Here is a 20,566-nt window from a genome sequence, read left to right on the forward strand (position 1 = left end):
GCACAAAAAGCGAACGATTTGCCATATCGGCGAGTATGGCGAAGTAAACGCACATTTCATTTCCCCACTTACGTTTGGTTGCATCTTTGCAACCAGTGGGAATTGAAGCAGTGCGCTACTCCTGCGAGAGCGCCTTGGCGGCTTCCACCTGGGATTCGAAGAACGTCTGGAAGCTGATCGCCAGGCCGGCCATCAACAGGCCAGTGCCGATCATCAGCGAAAGGATCACGAGAATGATCACCGGCCAGCCAGAGCGCGTGGGTTGGCCGTGCGGGTTGTAGCGGGCATCCCACTTTTCGTCGGGACGCAGTCCGAACACGATGGCCGTGAGGAAGGCGGCAACGATAGACGCTCCACCGGCTACCGCAAACGTCCAGTTCAATGCCGCATTGCCGGTGCCCAATGCCATCGACGTGACGCCAATCGCACCAGCCAGCATGGCCAGCAGGTGGGTCCAGGCGAATTTGTCGCCCAGGCCATGCAGATAGAAGCGGTGCAAGCCGACACTTCCCAGCAGGAAGGCCAGCGCAACGGTGACGAGCTTGGATTTTCGGAGCGGACGTCCGGCGGGGGATTGAGGCGCGACGACAGGGGCTTGGCTTGCGGCAGGCATCGTGAGCGGGGCGATGGGGCAGGGATGCCGCATTGTACGCCCCGTCACCCAGGCGCTGGCCGAAGGGGGAGTCAGCGTCCGCCGTCGCGTCCGCGTGCCTGCCAGCCGGGGCCGACGTTGGTGGGGCGAACGTCGGTGCCGCGCATCGCACCGTTGTCGCCGGTGTTACGATCCGGTCCACCCGCCTGGCGCGCCCGCTCGTCGCGGTTGCCGGGTTCGGGGGGGCGTCCGCTCAGGCGGTCGTCGTTGCGGGCGCGTTGCTCCATGCGGTCGATTTGCTGCTGCACGTGCTGCCGATTTTCGGCGCGTACCGCGGCAACATCCCAGCTATCGGCGCCAAGGCGAACCGCGCGCACCGGATTGTCGACGGCGCGCTGCCAGAAGGCGACTTGTGCGTGGCTGGTGGCGATCGCGCCAACCAGGCCGATGACGGCCAAGGTACCAGCCACCAGTGAGCGCAGGTGGGGGCGGGCAAGCATGCGGATTCCCAATGTCCAGGTGATGAGTCAGGCGTTGGGTCCATGGTACGCAGCGCGCCTGTGATGGCCTATGCGAAACCCGTTACTGGTGTAACGGATTGTTTCGTCATTTTTGCCAGCTTTGACGCCTGTTTGGCGGCGGTTGAGGTTGCTCCATCTGAGCGGCCAGAAAGTGCATCATCGGACTGTTGCTGCAGAGCCGCTTCGCGGTTTTCGCCACGGCCCGGCGGGTCCGATGTTGCGTCGAGGGCGCTTCGGCGCCGGCGCGGGGTACGGGATCGCCCTAAGTGTTTGTTTGGGCTGCGGAACTGGGCTATACTCTTGCGTTTCGTGTTCGCACACCCCGTTTTTTCGAGGAATTTACAATGGTCGTAATCCGTCTGGCTCGCGGCGGCAGCAAGAAGCGCCCCTTCTTCAATATCGTTGCTACCGATTCGCGCAACCGTCGCGATGGCCGTTTCATCGAGCGCGTTGGCTTCTACAACCCGCTGGCGACTGAAAAGCAAGAAGGTCTGCGCCTGGTGCACGACCGTCTGGCCTACTGGCAAGGCGTTGGCGCACAACTGTCGCCGACGGTTGCCCGCCTGGTGAAGCAAGCCGCCAAGGCTGCTCCGGCTGCTGCCTGATAGTCATATCGCCTGTGCGCCGGTTTCCGGTGCGTGGCGATGTCTGACCGACGCTCCGCCAACGTGACTGGCAACGCCACCGGCCGCAAGCCGCTGAACCTGTCGAACGCCGCCACGCAAGGCGGTGCCGCTGCGCGTTCAGCAAAGCTGCCCGCCGGGCTGCTCTGTACCGACGCGCTTCCCGACGACCTCATCGAGGTTGGCTACGTGGGCGCGGCGTATGGTATCCGGGGCTGGATCAAGGTCCAGCCGCATGCGGACGACGCCTCCGCATTGCTCCACGCCCGCCGCTGGTGGCTGCTTCCTGCGCCACCCGCTGGCAGGCTGGCGGCACCGGCGTCGCCGTCGGAGGCAGTGAGCGTCAAGATTGCCCAGTCGCGTGAACATAGCGGTACCGTGGTGGCGCAAGCTACCGGTGTCTCGGAACGCAATGTGGCCGAAATGCTCAAGGGCAGGCGCGTCTGGATCCGGCGGGAGGACTTCCCCGCGCCGGAAGAGAATGAATTCTACTGGGTCGACCTGATCGGTTGTGCGGTGGTCAACGAGCAGGGCGAAGCGCTCGGCGAGGTGACTGGCCTGATCGACAATGGCGCCCATCAGATCCTCGAGGTGGCTTACCAGCTGCCGGACGGTAAGGCCGCCGAGCGGCTGATTCCGTTTGTCGACGCATATCTGCGCTCGGTGGATATTTCCGCCCGGCGCATCGTGGTCGACTGGGGGCTCGATTTCTGAAGTACTGAAGTGACGTCCTGGGAGGCGCGATGCAGTTCGACGTGATCACGCTGTTTCCCGAGATGTTCCGTGCGCTGACCGACTGGGGCATTACCAGCCGGGCGGCCAAGCAGCAGCGTTACACGCTGCGCAGCTGGAATCCCCGCGACTTCACCGTCGACAACTACCGGACGATCGACGATCGGCCGTATGGTGGCGGACCCGGCATGGTGATGCTGGCCAAGCCGCTGGACGATACGCTCGATGCCGCGGCTGCGGCGCAGCGTGACGCCGGGGTGGAAAAGCCGCATGTGGTGCTGATGTCGCCCCAAGGCGCGACGCTGACGCATGACAAGGTCATGTCGCTGGCGCAGCGCCCGGGACTGGTGCTGCTGTGCGGACGATACGAGGCCATCGACCAGCGTCTGATCGATCGTCGCGTGGACGAGGAAATCAGCCTCGGCGATTTTGTGCTGTCGGGGGGCGAACTGCCTGCGATGGCCCTGATCGACGCGGTGGTGCGGCATCTGCCCGGCGTGCTGGGCGATGCGCAATCGGCGGTGCAGGACAGCTTTGTCAACGGCCTGCTCGATTGTCCGCACTACACGAGGCCGGAAGAATATGAAGGTGTGCGGGTGCCCGACATTTTGCTCGGGGGCCATCATGCCGAGATCGAAAAATGGCGGCGGCAGCAGGCGCTGGCCAATACCGCTCGCAAGCGTCCCGACCTGATCGTGGCCGCGCGTGGGCAAGGATTGTTGTCCAAGGCCGACGAGAAGTATCTGTCGGAACTGGCGGCGAAAGCAGGGCGGGAGTTCGCTCCCGCCAAGTGAAACTACCATCCTCTGCCGGGGCCCAGCAAAGTTCTGGGGCATTGAACGCTGGCATGATGGTCAAGGAGAAAACGATGAACATCATCGAGCAGATCGAGAAGGAAGAAATCGCGCGTCTGACCGCGAACAAGTCCATCCCCGTGTTCGCACCTGGCGATACCGTTATCGTCAACGTGAATGTGGTGGAAGGTACGCGCAAGCGCGTGCAGGCTTACGAAGGTGTGGTGATCGCCCGCCGTAACCGTGGCCTGAACAGCTCCTTCATCGTGCGCAAGATCTCGTCGGGTGAAGGCGTGGAACGTACGTTCCAGCTGTACTCGCCGCTGATCGCGGGCATCGAAGTCAAGCGTCGTGGCGACGTCCGTCGCGCGAAGCTGTACTACCTGCGCGAGCGTTCGGGCAAGTCGGCACGTATCAAGGAAAAGCTGGTAGCGAAGACCCCCAAGGTCGCCGCCGCTGCAGAGTAAGCTTTTCTGACAGCACCGGGAAACCGGTGCTACGCCAGACCGGCTTTGCGAAGGACACCCCTCGGGGTGTCCTTTTTGCATTGTGGGGCGCCCGGCGCGGTACGTCGCTTCCTGTCATACTTGCCGGTGTTATGCGCCCCATATTCGATCCCGAAACACTTCCGGTCGTCGCGACCGACCATCAGCGCGCGCCGCTGTCCGCGCCGCGCATGCAGCCCGATTTCATCCGGCACCGGCTGCTCTCGCCGCCCGCCTGGGAGCCTGAACTGACCGACGAGTCGCGCATCTACGACAAAACGCGTGGGTTGCGCGAGGCCGCAGTGCTGGTGCCGTTGGTGGAGCACAAGCACGGGCTGACCGTATTGCTGACGCAACGCAATGCCAATCTCTCTTCCCATGCGGGGCAGATCAGTTTTCCGGGTGGCCGTCAGGAAACCTATGACGCCGACCGGATCGCCACGGCACTGCGCGAGACCGAAGAGGAAGTTGGTATCGGACGGGATTTCGTCGAGGTGCTAGGCTCGCTGCCCGACTACATCACGGGCACGGGCTTTCACGTGAGCCCGGTCGTGGGCCTGGTGCGGCCAGGCTTCACGCTGCAACCCGATGCGGGCGAAGTGGCCGATGTCTTCGAAGTGCCGCTGGCGTTCCTGATGGACCCATCGCGGCATGAGCGCCGCATCTATCGGTATGAGGGCGGCGAACGCCAGTTCTATGCGATGCCGTATCCGCTCGAAGCGGGTGGCCATCGCTTCATCTGGGGCGCCACGGCGGGCATGCTGCGCAACCTCTATCACCTGCTGGCAGCTTAAGCGCCCGAAGACGCTCAGGCCGCGGCGGCGTCCGCGCAATGCGGGCAACTCTTGCCCACCACGTACTTCGGATGTTGCTGTTCTTCCGACGTGACCACGGCGCGGCACGCGAAGCACTGCACCGGACCGGAGGGTTCGAGATTCGGGTTCAGGGCGGTGCGATAGTCAAAGACAAAGCAGTCGCCTTTGTAGTGGCTGCCGCCCACTTCCTCGAAATACTTCAGGATGCCGCCTTCGAGCTGGTACACGCGCTCGATGCCCGCTTCCTGCATGTGGATCGCGGCCTTTTCGCAGCGGATGCCGCCGGTGCAGAACGAGACCACGGTCTTGCCTTCCAGCGCAGCCTTGTTCTCGGCGACGGCCGGCGGGAAATCGCTGAATTTCGAGATGTTGTACTCGACGGCGTTGTCGAAGGTGCCAACCGCCACTTCGAAATCATTGCGCGTATCGAGCATCACCACGGGGCGGCCCTCGTCGTCGTGACCCTGATCGAGCCAGCGCTTGAGGTCCACCGGGCGCACCGCCGGCGCCCGACCCGATTCGGGGCGGATCAGCGGCATCTTCATCGTGATGATTTCCTTCTTGGCACGAACCAGCATGCGCTTGAAGGGCTGGTTCTCGGACAGGCTTTCCTTCGGCGCGATATCGGCGAAACGGGCGTCGGCGTGCAGCCACGTCATGAATTCGTCGATCTGTGCGCGGGTGCCGGCCAGGAACATGTTGATGCCTTCCGGCGCCAGCAGGATCGTGCCCTTGAGGCTCGCGGCGTCGCAGCGCTCGCGCATGGCGGGACGCAGGGTCTCGATATCGTCGAGCGAGACAAACTTGTAAGCCGAAATATTAACGATCTGCATGGTGCAACGCCGCTGGCCGGGCACGAAAGCGCTCGGTAACTGCCTGATTGGAAAGGCGAAATTATAGCCGTTCGGCGGCCTCCCCGATACCCGTTGCGCAATGGTCGCGGCCAGCGCCCCAGACCCTGCAGGTGACATCACTTTACGAAAAGTCTCCGCAGATCGGGCGAGGGGAGCCGGTACAATGGCGCCCTATGTCTGCACCCCGCTTCGTACACCTCCGCCTGCACTCCGAATACTCCGTCGTGGACGGCATTGTCCGTCTTGACGACGCCGTCAAGGCAGCCGCCGGCGACGGCATGGGCGCGCTCGCGCTCACCGACCTTGCCAACGCATTCGGCCTGATCCGCTTTTACAAGGAGGCCCGCGGCAGCGGCGTCAAACCGGTAGTGGGCGCTGACATCTGGCTGACCAATGCCGAGGATCGCGACAAGCCCGCGCGCATGTTGCTGCTCGTGCAGGATCGCATCGGCTACCTGAATCTCTGCGCGTTGCTGTCGCGCGCGTGGCTGAGCAACCAGTACAAAGGCCGCGCCGAGTTCGAGCCGGGCTGGTTCGAAGAGCCGGGCGAAGAGGGCCTGCCGCTGGCGACGGGCCTGATCGCGCTGTCCGGTGCGATGGGTGGCGATGTCGGCCAGGCGCTGGGCAACGGCAACGTCGAGGCCGCGCGCCGCGCCGCGCAGCACTGGTCGCGTGTCTTCCCGCAACGTTTCTATATCGAACTGCAACGCGCCGGGCATCCCGGTACCGATGCGTATGTGCCGCAGGCCGTGCAATTGGCCGCCTCGATGCAGTTGCCCGTGGTGGCGACGCATCCGGTGCAGTTCATGACACCCGACGATTTCACCGCGCACGAGGCGCGCGTCTGTATCGCCGAAGGCGAACTGCTGGCCAACCCGCGCCGCATCCGCAAGTTCACGACCGACCAGTATTTCAAGACGCAGGACGAGATGGCCGCGCTGTTCGCGGACATCCCGTCGGCGCTGCAGAACTCGGTCGAGATCGCCAAGCGCTGCAACCTCACGCTGGAACTGGGCAAGCCGAGCCTGCCGCTGTTCCCGACGCCCGATGGCATGTCGCTGGATGACTACCTCATCCACATGGCCAAGGAAGGTCTGGAAAAGCGCATGGAGGTGCTGTTCCCCGACGAGGCGGAGCGCGAGCGGCAGCGGCCCGAGTACTACGCGCGGCTTGAGTTCGAAACCGGCACCATCATCAAGATGGGTTTCCCGGGCTACTTCCTGATCGTGGCGGACTTCATCAACTGGGCCAAGAACAACGGTGTGCCGGTGGGGCCGGGCCGGGGTTCGGGTGCCGGTTCGCTGGTGGCCTATGCGCTGGGCATTACCGATCTCGATCCGCTCAAGTACGCGCTGCTGTTCGAGCGTTTCCTGAATCCGGAGCGGGTCTCGATGCCCGACTTCGACATCGACTTCTGCCAGCACGGCCGTGATCGCGTGATCACGTACGTGAAGGAAAAATACGGCAAGGAAGCCGTGTCGCAGATCGCCACGTTCGGCACGATGGCAGCAAAGGCGGCCGTGCGCGACGTGGGCCGTGTGCTGGACCTGGGTTACGGTTTCGTCGATAGCGTGGCCAAGCTGATTCCGTTCAAGCCGGGCAAGCTGGTGACGCTGGAGGAAGCCAAGAAGGAAGAGCCCGCGCTGGCCGAACGCGAAGCCAACGAGGAAGAAGTGCGCCAACTGCTGGAACTGGCGCAGCGTGTGGAAGGCATGACGCGTAACGTCGGCATGCACGCCGGTGGTGTGCTGATCGCGCCGGGCCGCCTGACCGATTTCTGCCCGCTGTACACGCAGGGCACGGACGGCATGAGCGGCGTAGTGAGCCAGTACGACAAGGACGACGTGGAAGCGGCCGGCCTGGTCAAGTTCGACTTCTTGGGCCTGACCACGCTGACGATTCTCGACTGGGCCGAGCGTTATATCCGCCGACTCGATCCGTCAAAGGCCGACTGGAACTGCAGCCAGATTCCACTTGATGACGGCCCGGCCTTCGAGATCCTCAAGAGCGCCAACACGGTGGCGGTGTTCCAGCTGGAAAGCCGCGGCATGCAGGGCATGCTCAAGGACGCCAAGCCTGACCGCTTCGAGGACATCATCGCGCTGGTGGCGCTGTATCGACCAGGCCCGATGGACCTGATCCCGAGCTTCTGCGCACGCAAGCATGGCCGCGAGAAGGTGGAGTACCCCGATCCGCGCGTCGAACCCGTGCTCAAGGAGACCTACGGCATCATGGTCTACCAGGAGCAGGTGATGCAGATGGCGCAGATCATCGGCGGCTACTCGCTGGGTGGTGCCGACCTGCTGCGCCGCGCGATGGGCAAGAAGAAGGCCGAGGAAATGGCCAAGCACCGCGAACTGTTCCGCGCCGGTGCCGACAAGAACGGGCTGAGCGCGCAACAGGCCGACGACATCTTCGACCTGATGGAGAAGTTCGCGGGCTACGGCTTCAACAAGTCGCACGCGGCGGCTTACGCGCTGCTGGCGTACTTCACGGCGTGGCTCAAGGCGCATCACCCGGCCGAATTCATGGCAGCCAATATGTCGCTGGCCATGGACGACACGGACAAGGTCAAGATCCTGTTCGAGGATTGCCGCCTGAACAAGCTGACCGTGCTGCCGCCGGACGTCAACGCCAGCGAATACCGCTTTGCGCCGACCGATGCGAAGACGATCCGCTATGGCCTGGGCGGCATCAAGGGTTCGGGGCAGGGCGCGATCGAAGACATCCTGCGCGCACGCGAAGAGCGGCCGTTCACGGACCTGTTCGATTTCTGCGAGCGCGTGGATCGTCGCCAGGTCAATCGCCGCACGATCGAGGCACTGATCCGCGCCGGTGCGTTTGACAGCCTCAACAACAATCGCGCGCAGCTGCTGGCCTCGGTGTCGATCGCGATGGAAGCGGCCGAGCAGAAGGCGGAATCGGCCAACCAGGTGTCGCTGTTCGACCTGATGGAAGACGCCGGCGAGGCGCATCGTCCAGAACTGGTCTCGGAGCCGGCCTGGACGGCCAAGCGCACGCTGCAGGAAGAGAAGCAGGCGCTGGGGTATTACTTCTCGGGCCATCTGTTCGATGCGTCGCGCGACGAGGTGCGCAAGTTCCTCAAGGGCACGCTGGCCGCGCTGGAGAAGGAAGTGCAGGGCAACGGCGGCGGCTATGGCCGCGACGTGCGCGGCCGTGCGGTGGCGGGCGTGATCATGGGCGTGCGTACGCAGATGACGCAGCGCGGCAAGCTGATCATCGTGATGATCGACGATGGCACGGCGCAGATCGAGATGACCGTGTTCAACGAGCTGTACGACGCCAACCGTCACATGTTCAAGGAAGACGAACTGATCATCGCGCAGGGCAACGCGCGACATGACACGTTCACGGGCGGCGTGCGCTTCACGGCAGAGACGGTGATGGATCTTGTGGCGGCGCGTGCCAAGTATGCCGAGGCGGTGTGCCTGGGCTTCAATGGCAATGCTTCGACCGAACGTCTGCGCGAACTGCTGACGCCGTACCTCGCCAGCGTGGCGCAGTCGCCGGGCTTGCCGGTTCGCGTCAGCTACGTCAACAAGACCGCTCAGTGCGAAGCCATGCTTGGCGCGCAATGGCAGATCACGCCATCCGAGGAGGCGCTGACGAATCTTCGCAGCGCGCTCGGCGACAGCGTGAAGATGATCTATGGCTGAGGCCATGCCGATGGTTGCCTCGAAGGACATCGCCCCCGTGGCCGGGCGCCGCCAGCGTGTGCTGTTCCACGTCACGCACTTCCTGCATGGCGGCATCGAGACCTCGTTGGTATCACTGCTGGCCTCGCTCGATCCGGAACACTTCGAACTGGGTTTGACGATCACGTATCCGTCGCCGGAACTGGAATCGCATTTCCGCGCCCGGCTGCCCGCGCATGTGAAGGTACATGTGCTGGCGCCGGAGCGCTGGCTGTCGCATTGCCGTCAGTTGAAGAAGCAGCGGAAGCTTGGGCCGCTTGGCAAGATCTATGAAGAGGCGTTGCTGCCGCCGGTCCGCAAGCCGCTGATGCGGCGCCGCTTTCTGAGCATTCTCAAGCAGGGTGGGCCGGGCGGATACGACGCCGTAGTCGACTACGACATGTCGCTGTCGCGCATCACGGGGCCGCTGGCCGTGCCGATGATCGGCTATCAGCATTTCAGCGTCGCGCACCTGGCCGATGGTCACGAGCGGAAGCTGCGCAAGCTGCGGCACCAGTGCAAGGTGGATTACGACGCGGTGGTGCTGCTGACCGACAGCATGCTCGCCGATGCTCGCGTGCTGTTGCCCGATGCCGCCGACAAGCTCGTGCGCCTCTACAACGCCATCGATATCGCGAACATCCGTACCCGGGCGCAGCAGCCGCTGGAACCCGGTGTGACGCCACAAGGCCCGTTCATCGTATCGGTGGGACGTCTGGAAGAAAGCCAGAAGGATTTTGCGTCTTTACTGCATGCCTATGCCCGGCTGGCCGGGCAGGGGATTGCGGAAGATCTCGTCATTGTGGGCGATGGGGCATCGCGTCAGCATCTCGAAGCGCTGGCGCAATCGCTGGGCATTGCCAGCCGCGTGACGTTTGCCGGCTTCCAGTCGAATCCGCATGCGTGGATCGGCCATGCGCGCCTGCTGGCGTTTAGCTCGAAGATGGAAGGGTTGCCGAACGTGCTGCTCGAAGGGCTGGCGGCGGGGCAGGTGGTGGTCAGTACGGATTGTCCGACCGGTCCGCGCGAGATTCTCGACGATGGCCGCGCCGGCCTGCTCGTCCCGGTAGGCGATGTAGCAGGTCTGGCCGAGGCCATCGACCGTGGCCTGCATGACGAGGCGCTGCGCGCGGCATTGCTGGCGCACGCCGCGCATCACATCGAACAGATGGGCTTTGGTCCGACCGCGCAGGCGTTCAGTGCGCTGGTCGATCGCCTGACGCGGCAGGCTGCTTCGCCTGCTGGTGCAGCAGCCAGAGCTTGATGTACTTGTAGTAGCTCGCCTGACCGTTCATCAGCGCGACGGCGAGTCCTTGCGGTCCATCCATGAAGCCGCGACGCAGCAGGTAGGTGCGCAGGAAGGCCCAGGCACCATGGCCCCATGCACTGGCGACCGAGGCGGACTTGCCGCGCTGGAATGCCTGGCGGGCGCCGAGGGTCGAATAGTGGTCGATCTTGCCGAGCACCTGCGAGAAGTTGTCGTAGGTGTAGTGCAGCAGCGGGGTTTGCAGATGGCCGATGGGGCCATCGGTCACCACGTTTTCGTGGACGATGTCGTCGGTGAAGCGCGCCTTGCCGACGCGGAACACGCGGGTCAGGCGATCCGGATACCAGCCGCTGTGGCGCATGAACCGGCCGCAGAAGCGCGAGAGGCGCGGCATGTCGTAGGCGTCGGCCTCGTTGGCGTTGATCGCGGAAAGGATCTCGTCGCGCAGGGCGGGCGTGACGCGCTCGTCGGCGTCGATGGACAGTACCCATTCGGTCTGCACCTTCGACAAGGCCAGGTTTTTTTGCGGTCCGAAGCCGGGCCAGGTAGCCGTTTCATGGACTTCTGCCCCCATGGCGCGCGCGGTTTCCACCGTGCCGTCGGTGCTGCCGGAGTCCACTATAATCGCGCGGTCGCACCAGGAGACGCTTTCGAGGCACTCCCGGATATTGTGTGCCTCGTTTTTGGTAATCAGTACGACTGAGATTTTCATAGAGATGCTTGCGACGGTAGCCCGCAGTCCGGATTTGCCCGCCATTCTAGCGGCAGACGGCGCGTGCCCCGCTCGGCAAGTGGAGCAAACGTGAACGACAACACAAAACAAACGCCTCAGGAAACCGATACCCTCAAGCGCGTATGGTCCTACCTGAAGCCCGAGATGCGCAATTTCGTGCTCGCGATCGTGGCCATGGCCCTGGTCGCGGCGAGCGAGGGCATTATCCCCAAGGTGGTGAACGACCTGCTCGACAAGGGCTTTGGCGGCGCCTACTCAGGCAAGCTCTGGCACGTTCCCGCGTTGCTGGTGGGCGTGGCACTGGTGCGCGGCGTGGCGCAGTTCGCGTCGGGGTACCTGCTGTCGATGATTTCGAACAAGGTGCTGCTGAAGATGCGCATGCAGATGTTCGAGCGCATGCTGCGCGCGCCAGCGCTGTTCTATCACCGCAACACTGCCGCATCGCTGATCAACGCCGTGATCTTCGAAGTCAATCAGGTGATGCAGATCCTGACAGGCGTGCTGATCACGCTGGTGCGTGACTCGCTGACCGTGCTGGCCCTGCTGATCTACCTGTTCTATACGAACTGGCGCCTGACGCTGGTGGTGGCGGTGCTGCTGCCGACCATCGGCTTCGTGATGGCGAAGGTGAATCGCCGCTTGCGCCGCCTGAATCGCGAGCACCAGACGCTGACCAATACGGCGGCCTATGTCGTCGAGGAAGCGGCGGGTGGCTACAAGGTGGTCAAGCTGCACGGCGGCGAAGCCTACGAAACCGCGCGCTTTGCGACGATGGCCGAGCGGCTGCGCGGCTACTCGATGCGCATGGCCGTGGCGGGCGGGCTGAACCAGCCTGTGACGGCGTTCCTGGCGTCGCTGGCGCTGTCGGTGATCCTGACCATCGCCATGGTGCAGGCCCAGGCCGACCAGACGACGATTGGCGGTTTCACGGGCTTCGTGATGGCGATGCTGCTGCTGATCTCGCCGCTCAAGCACCTGACCGATTTGAACCAGCCGCTGCAACGTGGCCTGACGGCCGCCGAGATGATCTTCCGCCTGATCGACGAACCCGTGGAGCCGTTGGTGGGTGGCGCCGCGCTGGAACGCGCGCAGGGCGATCTGGTGTTCGACAACGTTGGTTTCCGCTATGGCGACGCTGGCCGTGCGGCACTGAACCATGTGAGCTTCCGTGCCGCACCGGGTGAGGTGGTGGCACTGGTGGGTCCTTCGGGCAGTGGCAAGACCACCCTGGTCAATCTGGTGCCGCGCTTCTTCGATCCGACCGAAGGCCGCATCATGCTCGACGGCAAGCCGATCGATTCGTTCTCGCTCAACGACCTGCGTCGCCAGATTGCATTCGTGAGCCAGGACGTGGTGCTGTTCAACGATACCGTGGCGGCCAACGTGGCGTATGGCGTACATCCGCGTGAAGCCATCGACATGGCGCGCGTAGAGCGCGCGCTGGCAGCGGCCTACCTGACCGACACGGTGAAGGGCCTGCCCGAAGGGCTGGAAACCAATATCGGTGACAACGGCATGAAGCTGTCGGGCGGCCAGCGCCAGCGTCTGGCGATTGCCCGTGCCATCTACAAGGATGCGCCGATCCTGATTCTCGACGAAGCCACTTCGGCGCTCGATTCGGAATCGGAACGCCAGGTCCAGGCCGCGCTCGAATCGTTGATGGTGGGCCGCACCACGCTGGTGATTGCACACCGCCTGTCGACCATCGAGAACGCCGATCGCATCGTGGTGCTCGAACAGGGCCGCGTGGCAGAGTCCGGCAGCCATGCCGACCTGCTGGCCGCCAATGGCCTGTACGCCGGCCTGCATCGCATCCAGTTCGCCACTGCCGCGCACTGAGCAAGCACTATCAGCAAGGATTCACGGCCGTGGCATCGCGCCACGGCCGGGCATGTACCAACAGGGGACATATACCCCGAGGAGACAGACATGACCACGCAGTCCGCCACCACCCCTCCCATCAGCCGCTTCCCCGTTCCAGCAATTGCCGACCTGCCCGAAGATTTGCGGCAGCGCGTGCTGGAAGTCCAGGAGAAAGCCGGCTTCGTGCCTAATGTGTTTCTTGCCTTGGCGCATCGTCCCGCCGAGTGCCGCGCATTCTTCGCCTATCACGACGCGCTGATGCTCAAGGAGACGGGCAACCTGACCAAAGGCGACCGCGAGATGATCGTGGTGGCAACGTCAGGTGTGAACCAGTGCCTGTATTGCGTGGTGGCGCACGGCGCGATCCTGCGCATCTACGAGAAGAAACCGCTGGTGGCCGATCAGGTAGCGGTCAACTATCGCAAGGCAGACATCGCGCCACGCCAGCGCGCGATGCTCGATTTCGCGATGAAGGTGTGCGAGGCGTCGCACACGGTAGGCGACGCCGATTTCGAGGCGCTGCGCGCGCATGGATTCGACGAGGAAGACGCCTGGGATATTGCCGCGATCACGGCGTTTTTCGGATTGTCGAATCGCATGGCGAATACGATCAGTATGCGGCCGAATGACGAGTTTTATTTGATGGGGCGGGTGGCAAAAGCAAAGTAATCGATCCCGACGGTTTGCTCCCCTCTCCCGCCTGCGGGAGAGGGGCTGGGGGTGAGGGTCAGCGCATCAAGCCCTAACCGCGCAACCGTGTATCGACGGCCTGCCCTCACCCCTGACCCCTCTCCCACTACATGGGAGAGGGGAACCGGTCCGTGGCGGATCACTGTTCAGCGCACCTGCGCACACGCCCCGCTCTTCGGATCGAACAGCACCGGCCACGCCTGCTCATAAATTCCCGGTGTGCAGTACTTCTCGCACTTGGCGTGCGCCAGCGTGATGCGGCGCGGATCTTGCCAGACCATGAGCTTGCAGCCGCCGCCATCTACCGCATGCAGTTCGATGTGTGGTGTCTGCTGTACCTGTTTGAACTGGGCGAGGTCGAACTGGCATGAGCCTTTGCGCGAGACCCATAGTTTCCAGGTCAACGTCTGTACGGCGTTGCGCGAGACACGCACCACGGCGTCTTCGCGAAAGCCGTCTTCCTCGGTGCGCTTGCACGCGCCCGCCATGTTGATCTCGCGTGCGGCGATGGGCGTGGCGCGGGCCTGCGGTGCGGGCGGGTAGGTCTTGTCGGCATTGACCGTCGGACCGGCCAGTGGCGGGGATCGATCCACGCGCTCCTGTAGCGGCGCGCATCCGACGCATAAAAAAAGAGCCAGCAGGGCTGGCTTTGCGATCGTGGTTGACTTCATGTGCGACCCCTCGTGCGTCCGTCACCTTTCACCTTCAATGTAGGGGATGGGGGCACAAAGGCCAGCCGGAAGTGTTCGGTACTAGCCCTATTGGGCGAACCGCCGGGCCACCGTCTATAGTCAATGGATATTCCGCGCGCCCAACTCGGGCGCGCTTTTTTTTCGTCAAACGCTCGTTTCAACCATCTCGCGCTCGCGCGGCGCGGCGTGCTGCACGGCCGGATAGCCGGCGGCGAACACCAGCCGGCCCGCCGACCATGTGTGCGTGACCAGTGGCTGGCCAGCTACGCTGGCCACGGCGATCACATCGGCGCGCTTGCCGACGGCCAGGCGACCGCGATCGTGCAGCAGGCAGGCGTCGGCCGGATTGGCGCTGACCAATGCCAGTGCCTCGTTGAGCGGCAGCTCTGCCTGCTGCGCGGCGGCAAAGGCGGCGGCGATCAGCGTCGAGGGCTGGTAGTCCGAGCAGAGGATGTCGCCCACGCCTGCCAGGATGGCGTCGATGGCCCGCATCGATCCGCTCTGGCTCTTGCCGCGCAGCACGTTGGGTGCGCCAAGGATTGTCGGCAGCGCATGGCTTGATGCCGCCTGCGCCGTCTCCACGTTGATCGGGAATTCGCTCATGCGCACGCCAAGCGCCTGCATGGCAGCGATGCGCTGGGGCGAATCGTCGTCGTGGCTCGCAGTGGGAATGCCCAGTGCATGGGCTTTCGCTACCAGCTGGTTCACGCGCTCGGTGGCGCCATCCATATCGGCAAACTTCTTCGCGGCGGCCTCGGCGGCGGCCTCGCGGCTCATGCCGTGGTTGCCCATCATGTACGTGAGGTAGGCGTCGAGTGTCTTGAACTGACCCTGGCCCGGCGAGTGGTCCATGACCGACAGCAGGTCCACCACCCCTTCTGACATCAGCATTTCCAGCGCGGGCACGGCGGATGCGTCGCTCACTTCATAGCGGCAGTGGATGCGGTTATCGACAAGGCTGTGGCTGCGATAGGCGGCCACAGCGCGTACCAGCGTGGCCGCGGTCTCGTTGTTGCGCACGCCGAACGCATTGCTGGCGAACGACAGCGCGTGATACGGCGTGGTGATGCCGGCTGCGGCGTTGCGGCGATCGACCTGCGCCACGGCGAAATCGAGGGGGAATAGCACGCTGGCGCGCGGCTCGGCTTCCTTTTCGATGGCGTCGCAATGCACGTCGATCAGGCCGGGCATCACGGTGTGGCCGCGCAGGTCGACGATCTGCGCGTGAGCCGGTGCCGAAGCCGGTTCGATGGCGGTGATCTGGCCGTCTGTGATCACCATCGCGCTGTCGTGCAGCACGCGGTCAGGCAGCACCAGCGTGGCGTGCGTGAGGTAGGTAGCAGTCATGTCCGGTTCCGGTTCAGAGCGTCGGGCAGGTTCAGGCGTTGGCGGCCACCACGGGCTGCAGCGGCAGCGCGCGGGTGGCGACGGCATCGCGTACGGCTTCGTCATGGAAGATGCCGATCAGCGCGCGGCCCTCGGCCAGCACTTCGCGAATCAGTTCGATCACCACGGCGCGGTTATCGGCGTCGAGCGATGCGGTGGGTTCGTCTAGCAGCAGGATCGGGTGGCCGCCGATCAAACCGCGCGCGATGTTCACGCGTTGCTGTTCGCCGCCCGAGAACGTGGCGGGTGGCAGATCCCACAAACGGCGCGGCAGGTTCAGGCGTTCGAGCAGCACGGCAGCGCGGGCGCGGGCGTCTTCCATACTGGTGCCACGCTGCTGCAGCGGATCGGCCACCACGTCGAGCGCCGAGACGCGCGGGATGGCGCGCAGGAACTGCGAGACATAGCCGATCACATCGCGGCGCAGCTTCAGCACGCGTTGTTCAGGCGCCTGGGTCAGCTCCACCCACGGCTCGCCGGCTTCGCTCGTATCGCGCAGGCGGATGGTGCCTTCCGTGGCGAGGTAGTTGCCATAGAGACAGCGCAGCAGCGTGCTCTTGCCCGTGCCGGATCGACCCGAGAGCACGACGCATTCGCCACGCGACGCATCGAAATCGATGGCCTGCAACACTGGCAGGCGAATGCCACCCTGGTTGTGCAGCGTGAACATCTTGCCGAGGCCGCGTACCTCGATCAGCTTGGCGGGATCGTTCTGCATCATGTTCAGCCCTGAAGAATGGAGGAGACCAGCAACTGCGTGTACGGGTGCTGCGGGTCGTCGAGAATCTGGTCGGTCAGGCCCTGTTCCACCACGCGCCCGCCCTGCATCACCAGCGTGCGGTGCGCCAGCAGGCGCGCCACGGCCAGGTCGTGCGTGACGAGAATGGCGGCGAGACCAAGGTCGTTGACGAGGCGGCGCATCAGATCGAGCAGGCGCGCCTGCACGGAGACATCGAGCGATGCCGTGGGCTCGTCCATGAACACGAGACGCGGATGCGTGACGAGGTTGCGCGCGATCTGCAGCCGTTGCTGCATGCCGCCCGAGAACGTGCTCGGCACATCGTCGAGTCGCGCGAGGTCGATCTCCATTTTTTCGAGCCACGCACCGGCGATTTCACGCAGATCACCGTAGTGTCGATTGCCCACGGCCATCAGGCGTTCGGCGATGTTGGCACCGGCGCTGACCTGCATGCGCAGGCCGTCGCGGGCATGCTGACGCACGAAGCCCCAGTCGGTACGTGCGAGCAGACGCATGCGTGCGCTGGAGAGTGCGGCGAGATCGGTCAGGCCGGTCTCGCGCATGTCATAGCTGACGCTGCCGCGTTGGGCGCGTACCTGCATCGACAGCGCTTGCAGCAGCGTGCTCTTGCCCGAGCCGGATTCACCGACCACGCAAAGCACTTCGCCGGGATAGAGATCGAAATTGACGTCGTGGCAGCCGTGCACGCCATCCCAGGTGTGCGTGAGGTTGCGGGCGGAGAGCAGGGGCGTGGGGTTCATTGTGCGGCTCCTGCCTGATCCAGCGCCTGTGTAGCTTGCCGGTTGGCGCAGTACTCGGTGTCCGAGCACACGAACATGCGTGTACCAGCATCGTCGGTGATGATTTCGTCGAGGTAGCTGTCGGTGGCGCCGCATTGCGCGCAGCAGCTTGCCCACTTCTCGACCGTGAACGGATGATCGACAAAATCGAGACTCTTGACCGTGGTGTACGGCGGCACGGCATAGACACGCTTCTCGCGGCCAGCGCCGAACAGCATCAGCGCGGGGCTGCGGTCGAGCTTGGGATTGTCGAACTTCGGGATCGGCGACGGACGCATCATGTAGCGCTGGTTCACGATCACCGGATAGTCGTACGTGGTGGCGATGTGGCCGTGGTGCGCGATGTCCTCGTACAGCTTCACATGCATCGATCCGTATTCGGCCAGCGCATGCATCGTGCGCGTCTCGGTCTCGCTCGGCTCCAGCCAGCGCAGCGGTTCGGGGATCGGTACCTGATAGACCATGGTCTGCCCAGCGCCCAGCTTTGTCTCCGGAATGCGGTGACGCGTCTGGATGATCGTCGCTTCGACGGTGCGCTCGGTGGTTTGCACACCGGTCACGCGGCCGAAGAAGCGGCGGATGTTGATCGCGTTCGTGGTGTCGTCCGAACCCTGGTCGATGACCTTGAGCACATCCTGTCGACCGATGATTGCAGCGGTGACCTGAATGCCGCCCGTGCCCCATCCATAGGGCAGAGGCATTTCGCGGCTGCCGAATGGCACCTGATAGCCGGGAATCGCCACGGCCTTCAGCAATGCGCGGCGCAGCATGCGCTTGGTGGATTCGTCGAGGTAGCCGAAGTTGTAGTGGTCGTCGCGCGCAACGCCCTGCGGCGGATTGTGGATCTGGGTGGCGGTGCTCATGCCAGGGATTCCTCTTGCGATTGCGATGCCGGTTGCGATTGCGGCGGCTGTTGCTGATCGGATGCAATGCCCGATGTGGACGATGCCGCTTCCTGCTCGGCGCGCAGGCGGCGCAGCAACTCCAGATTGGCCTGGAAGTCCACGTAGTGGGGCAGCTTCAAATGCTGCACAAAGCCCGAGGCTTCCACGTTGTCGCTGTGGTACAGCATGAACTCCACGTCGTTGGCCGGATTGTCGGCGGCTTCGCCCAGTTCGGCGGCGCGCATCGCGCGGTCTGCCAGTGCCATCGACATGGCCTTGCGTTCGTTGTAGCCGAACACGAATCCGTAGCCGCGCGTGAGACGCGGCGATTCATCGGCGTTGCCATCGAACTGGCTGATCATCTGGCACTCGGTGACTTCCACTTCGCCGATGGTCACGGCGAAGCCAAGTTCCTCGATGAACATTTCCACTTCGGTGCTGCCGTAGCGGATTTCCGCTGCAAACGGGTGCGAGTTGCCGTAGCCGCGCTGCGTGGAGTAACCCATCGACAGCAGGAAGCCTTCGTCGGCGCGCGCCAGGTTTTGCAGGCGCGCGGGACGTTCGGCGGGGAACGTCAGCGGTTCGCGCGTAAGGTCCGGCGGTGTGGGATCTCCAGCAGGAATCGTGTCGGCTTCGACAAACGATTCGGCTTCGAGCAGTCCCGTCACGCGCGGCATGTTCGGGGAGAGCGGTTCGGGCGACGGCGGCAGCGGCGCGGGATCGCGGCCCGCTTCGAGCGAGAAGTCAAGCAGGCGCTGCGTGTAGTCGTACGTGGGTCCAAGCACCTGCCCACCGGGGACGTCCTTGAACGTGGACGAGATGCGGCGCTGCAGCTTCATCTTGCCGGTATCGAGCGGTGCGGTGTAGCCGAAGCGCGCAAGCGTGGTGCGGTAGGCGCGCAGCAGGAAGATCGCTTCGATCTGATCGCCGGCTGCCTGTTTGATGGCGAGCGCCGCGAGGTGCGGGTCGTAGAGCGAGCCTTCGGCCATCACACGCGATACGGCCAGTGGCATCTGTTCGCGGATCTGCGTGAGCGTGAGTTCGGGCACCGACGTGTCGCCGCGACGGTATGTGTCGAGCATCTGGTAGGAGTTCAGGATGGCGCGTTCACCACCCTTGACGGCTACGTACATGGCTCAGTCCTCCAGTGCCACTTGCGTGGTGCGCGTCATCGCGCAGAATTGATCGCCGCTGGCGAGCAGAAGATCGACACCGAGTGGGAACAGCGCATTGTTCGCGTCCCATTGCGCGACGAGATCGGCGGGCAGGCCGGTGGCGCGCAGCGTCTGCGTGGTCTCGATGCCGGGACCGCGCAGCATGTACGTGGCGCCTTCCGTCAGCGACGGCAGTTCGACGATCAGCGTGGCCGAGCGATCGGGATACTCGGGCAGGCCCTGCGCGCAATCGGCGAGCGCAGGCATCACATAGCCAGCAGGCACGCAGACGAACGTGGCATCGCTTACCGTATCGACCAGCGGAGAGCCGCAATGAAAACGCAGGAAGGCGCGTGCCGCAGCAGGAATCTCGGCGGGCAGCCATACGGGCGTGTCGGGATCGGCAAGCGTCAGCAGCAGGGCCGAAAGCGCGGGCGACAGGCCATCGGGTTGGCCGCTGGTGACGGGCAGGGTGTCGAGCCGACCCGGATGCGCGAACGCTTCGAGCGTGGCGCGGAAGACCTGCTGGGCATCGTCGACGGGATTGTCGAAGCCGGGCAGCAGCGACGTGGCAGAGGCTTGCATCGGATTCTGTGAGGAAATCTGGGAAGGCATATCAGTCTTCTCCGCGTGCCATCGTGAAGAACTCCACGCGGGTTTGCGCGGCGGTGGCGGCCTGGTGTGCAGCGTGCGCATCGAGCGCCTGCGAGAGCGGGGCGATCACGGTGTCCTGCACACGCTGGTGCCACGTGGGGCGTTGCAGCAGTGCATCGAGCACGGCGGCCTGTTCGGCGTGGCGCGTGCCGCGTCCCTGCACATAGGACACGCCTGCGGTGGCTGCCTGTCCTTCAACTGCGTCGAGCACCACGGCGCAACGCGTGATGGACATCTCGCCCAAGTTGAACTGCACGCCGGTGCCGCCGGCACGCGCCCGCACCATGGCCATGCCAGATTCGGGCTTGCGCAGCAGGCGGTACGTGGGCGGGGTCGCGGCTTCCAGCAAGCGCGAGTAGGCAGCGTCAAGGGCATCCGACTGGGTCAGGGCCAGAATCCGCAGCCATGCGGCGCGCATCCGATTCGCCGCATCCGCCTCACGGCTGCCCGGATTGGCGGTTTCTTTTTGCATGATCACCCCTATACGTCTATACGTTTAGATGTAAACTAACACAACACGGCGATACTAGACCACAGCCAGATGAACGTTTCATGACGGGTGCCGGCTTTGCTCGGACACGCCAACGGCGCTG

Annotated in this window: 21 protein-coding genes; 9 read left to right on the forward strand and 12 right to left on the reverse strand. The window is 64.1% G+C overall.

Translation table 11 applies throughout. The features are described from left to right. Window positions 1-115: 115 nt before the first annotated feature. Window positions 116-613, reverse strand: a complete 498-nt coding sequence (locus tag GA566_RS03690; RefSeq protein ID WP_137926417.1) for an NINE protein — start codon at window positions 611-613, stop codon at window positions 116-118. Between the two features lie 71 nt (window positions 614-684). Further along, a complete protein-coding gene (locus GA566_RS03695) occupies window positions 685-1,092 on the reverse strand; it encodes a hypothetical protein (protein WP_137926416.1) in 408 nt (135 codons plus the stop codon). Between the two features lie 365 nt (window positions 1,093-1,457). Here GA566_RS03695 and rpsP point away from each other — a divergent pair, with 365 nt between their 5' ends. The 5 genes from rpsP to GA566_RS03720 all read left to right on the forward strand — a co-directional run bounded on the left by rpsP (window position 1,458) and on the right by GA566_RS03720 (window position 4,541). After that, complete coding sequence (gene rpsP, locus GA566_RS03700) at window positions 1,458-1,718, forward strand: 30S ribosomal protein S16 (protein WP_137926415.1); 261 nt, start codon at window positions 1,458-1,460, stop codon at window positions 1,716-1,718. Window positions 1,719-1,781: 63 nt separating this feature from the next. Beyond that, the gene (rimM, locus tag GA566_RS03705) at window positions 1,782-2,450 is read left to right on the forward strand and encodes a ribosome maturation factor RimM (RefSeq protein ID WP_160473207.1); all 669 of its coding nucleotides are present in this window, start codon (window positions 1,782-1,784) and stop codon (window positions 2,448-2,450) included. Between the two features lie 29 nt (window positions 2,451-2,479). Beyond that, window positions 2,480-3,262: a tRNA (guanosine(37)-N1)-methyltransferase TrmD gene (trmD, locus tag GA566_RS03710; RefSeq protein ID WP_137926414.1), complete on the forward strand. Its 783-nt coding sequence runs from the start codon at window positions 2,480-2,482 to the stop codon at window positions 3,260-3,262. Between the two features lie 74 nt (window positions 3,263-3,336). After that, window positions 3,337-3,729 (forward strand): 50S ribosomal protein L19, encoded by a 393-nt coding sequence (gene rplS, locus GA566_RS03715; RefSeq protein ID WP_137926413.1) that lies wholly within the window; start codon window positions 3,337-3,339, stop codon window positions 3,727-3,729. Window positions 3,730-3,860: 131 nt separating this feature from the next. Continuing rightward, window positions 3,861-4,541 (forward strand): CoA pyrophosphatase, encoded by a 681-nt coding sequence (locus GA566_RS03720; RefSeq protein WP_137926412.1) that lies wholly within the window; start codon window positions 3,861-3,863, stop codon window positions 4,539-4,541. Between the two features lie 14 nt (window positions 4,542-4,555). Here the strand turns inward: GA566_RS03720 and GA566_RS03725 are convergent, their stop codons facing one another. After that, the gene (locus GA566_RS03725; protein ID WP_137926411.1) at window positions 4,556-5,395 is read right to left on the reverse strand and encodes a sulfurtransferase; all 840 of its coding nucleotides are present in this window, start codon (window positions 5,393-5,395) and stop codon (window positions 4,556-4,558) included. A gap of 194 nt (window positions 5,396-5,589) precedes the next feature. Here GA566_RS03725 and dnaE point away from each other — a divergent pair, with 194 nt between their 5' ends. Beyond that, a complete protein-coding gene (gene dnaE, locus GA566_RS03730; RefSeq protein WP_160471689.1) occupies window positions 5,590-9,093 on the forward strand; it encodes a DNA polymerase III subunit alpha in 3,504 nt (1,167 codons plus the stop codon). Further along, window positions 9,086-10,375: a glycosyltransferase gene (locus GA566_RS03735; protein ID WP_237380041.1), complete on the forward strand. Its 1,290-nt coding sequence runs from the start codon at window positions 9,086-9,088 to the stop codon at window positions 10,373-10,375. Before dnaE ends, GA566_RS03735 begins: the two co-directional genes overlap by 8 nt. Here GA566_RS03735 and GA566_RS03740 read toward each other — a convergent pair. Next, window positions 10,308-11,090, reverse strand: a complete 783-nt coding sequence (locus tag GA566_RS03740; RefSeq protein ID WP_137922895.1) for a glycosyltransferase family 2 protein — start codon at window positions 11,088-11,090, stop codon at window positions 10,308-10,310. The two genes, GA566_RS03735 and GA566_RS03740, sit on opposite strands and share 68 nt — an antisense overlap. Before the next feature lie 90 nt (window positions 11,091-11,180). On the opposite strand from GA566_RS03740, the gene msbA reads away from it, so the two are divergent. Beyond that, entirely contained in the window at window positions 11,181-12,950 is a 1,770-nt protein-coding gene (msbA, locus tag GA566_RS03745) for a lipid A export permease/ATP-binding protein MsbA (RefSeq protein ID WP_137922896.1), read from the forward strand. Between the two features lie 90 nt (window positions 12,951-13,040). Next, complete coding sequence (locus GA566_RS03750; RefSeq protein ID WP_160471692.1) at window positions 13,041-13,643, forward strand: peroxidase-related enzyme; 603 nt, start codon at window positions 13,041-13,043, stop codon at window positions 13,641-13,643. Between the two features lie 167 nt (window positions 13,644-13,810). On the opposite strand, the gene GA566_RS03755 is transcribed toward GA566_RS03750, so the two are convergent. The 8 genes from GA566_RS03755 to phnG form a co-directional block, all read right to left on the reverse strand. Beyond that, on the reverse strand, window positions 13,811-14,335 hold the full coding sequence (locus GA566_RS03755) for a hypothetical protein (protein ID WP_137922898.1): 525 nt from the start codon (window positions 14,333-14,335) through the stop codon (window positions 13,811-13,813). A gap of 165 nt (window positions 14,336-14,500) precedes the next feature. Beyond that, on the reverse strand, window positions 14,501-15,703 hold the full coding sequence (locus GA566_RS03760; RefSeq protein ID WP_160471694.1) for an alpha-D-ribose 1-methylphosphonate 5-triphosphate diphosphatase: 1,203 nt from the start codon (window positions 15,701-15,703) through the stop codon (window positions 14,501-14,503). 31 nt (window positions 15,704-15,734) lie between these two features. Further along, entirely contained in the window at window positions 15,735-16,463 is a 729-nt protein-coding gene (gene phnL, locus GA566_RS03765) for a phosphonate C-P lyase system protein PhnL (RefSeq protein WP_160471697.1), read from the reverse strand. 2 nt (window positions 16,464-16,465) lie between these two features. Further along, on the reverse strand, window positions 16,466-17,242 hold the full coding sequence (gene phnK / locus GA566_RS03770; RefSeq protein ID WP_160471699.1) for a phosphonate C-P lyase system protein PhnK: 777 nt from the start codon (window positions 17,240-17,242) through the stop codon (window positions 16,466-16,468). Beyond that, a complete protein-coding gene (locus GA566_RS03775; protein WP_160471701.1) occupies window positions 17,239-18,144 on the reverse strand; it encodes an alpha-D-ribose 1-methylphosphonate 5-phosphate C-P-lyase PhnJ in 906 nt (301 codons plus the stop codon). The genes phnK and GA566_RS03775 overlap by 4 nt, the downstream gene beginning before the upstream one ends. Then, complete coding sequence (locus GA566_RS03780; RefSeq protein WP_160471702.1) at window positions 18,141-19,298, reverse strand: carbon-phosphorus lyase complex subunit PhnI; 1,158 nt, start codon at window positions 19,296-19,298, stop codon at window positions 18,141-18,143. Before GA566_RS03780 ends, GA566_RS03775 begins: the two co-directional genes overlap by 4 nt. A 3-nt stretch (window positions 19,299-19,301) precedes the next feature. Then, a complete protein-coding gene (gene phnH / locus GA566_RS03785; RefSeq protein WP_237380043.1) occupies window positions 19,302-19,934 on the reverse strand; it encodes a phosphonate C-P lyase system protein PhnH in 633 nt (210 codons plus the stop codon). 1 nt (window position 19,935) lies between these two features. Further along, window positions 19,936-20,445, reverse strand: coding sequence for a phosphonate C-P lyase system protein PhnG (gene phnG / locus GA566_RS03790; protein ID WP_160471704.1), 510 nt, complete (start codon window positions 20,443-20,445; stop codon window positions 19,936-19,938). Window positions 20,446-20,566: the final 121 nt, after the last annotated feature.

This window comes from Cupriavidus sp. SW-Y-13, assembly GCF_009793345.1.
Classification (GTDB): Bacteria; Pseudomonadota; Gammaproteobacteria; order Burkholderiales; family Burkholderiaceae; genus Cupriavidus.

Coding starts and splice junctions, on each gene's coding strand:
- GA566_RS03760 (WP_160471694.1), bottom strand. CDS start 15,703: ATGACTGCTACCTACCTCACGCACGCCACGCTGGTGCTGCCTGACCGC.
- GA566_RS03735 (WP_237380041.1), top strand. CDS start 9,086: ATGGCTGAGGCCATGCCGATGGTTGCCTCGAAGGACATCGCCCCCGTG.
- phnG (WP_160471704.1), bottom strand. CDS start 20,445: ATGCAAAAAGAAACCGCCAATCCGGGCAGCCGTGAGGCGGATGCGGCG.
- phnH (WP_237380043.1), bottom strand. CDS start 19,934: ATGCCTTCCCAGATTTCCTCACAGAATCCGATGCAAGCCTCTGCCACG.
- rpsP (WP_137926415.1), top strand. CDS start 1,458: ATGGTCGTAATCCGTCTGGCTCGCGGCGGCAGCAAGAAGCGCCCCTTC.
- GA566_RS03750 (WP_160471692.1), top strand. CDS start 13,041: ATGACCACGCAGTCCGCCACCACCCCTCCCATCAGCCGCTTCCCCGTT.
- rplS (WP_137926413.1), top strand. CDS start 3,337: ATGAACATCATCGAGCAGATCGAGAAGGAAGAAATCGCGCGTCTGACC.
- GA566_RS03775 (WP_160471701.1), bottom strand. CDS start 18,144: ATGAGCACCGCCACCCAGATCCACAATCCGCCGCAGGGCGTTGCGCGC.
- phnL (WP_160471697.1), bottom strand. CDS start 16,463: ATGATGCAGAACGATCCCGCCAAGCTGATCGAGGTACGCGGCCTCGGC.
- GA566_RS03755 (WP_137922898.1), bottom strand. CDS start 14,335: ATGAAGTCAACCACGATCGCAAAGCCAGCCCTGCTGGCTCTTTTTTTA.
- GA566_RS03695 (WP_137926416.1), bottom strand. CDS start 1,092: ATGCTTGCCCGCCCCCACCTGCGCTCACTGGTGGCTGGTACCTTGGCC.
- GA566_RS03725 (WP_137926411.1), bottom strand. CDS start 5,395: ATGCAGATCGTTAATATTTCGGCTTACAAGTTTGTCTCGCTCGACGAT.
- phnK (WP_160471699.1), bottom strand. CDS start 17,242: ATGAACCCCACGCCCCTGCTCTCCGCCCGCAACCTCACGCACACCTGG.
- GA566_RS03780 (WP_160471702.1), bottom strand. CDS start 19,298: ATGTACGTAGCCGTCAAGGGTGGTGAACGCGCCATCCTGAACTCCTAC.
- dnaE (WP_160471689.1), top strand. CDS start 5,590: ATGTCTGCACCCCGCTTCGTACACCTCCGCCTGCACTCCGAATACTCC.
- GA566_RS03690 (WP_137926417.1), bottom strand. CDS start 613: ATGCCTGCCGCAAGCCAAGCCCCTGTCGTCGCGCCTCAATCCCCCGCC.
- trmD (WP_137926414.1), top strand. CDS start 2,480: ATGCAGTTCGACGTGATCACGCTGTTTCCCGAGATGTTCCGTGCGCTG.
- GA566_RS03740 (WP_137922895.1), bottom strand. CDS start 11,090: ATGAAAATCTCAGTCGTACTGATTACCAAAAACGAGGCACACAATATC.
- GA566_RS03720 (WP_137926412.1), top strand. CDS start 3,861: ATGCGCCCCATATTCGATCCCGAAACACTTCCGGTCGTCGCGACCGAC.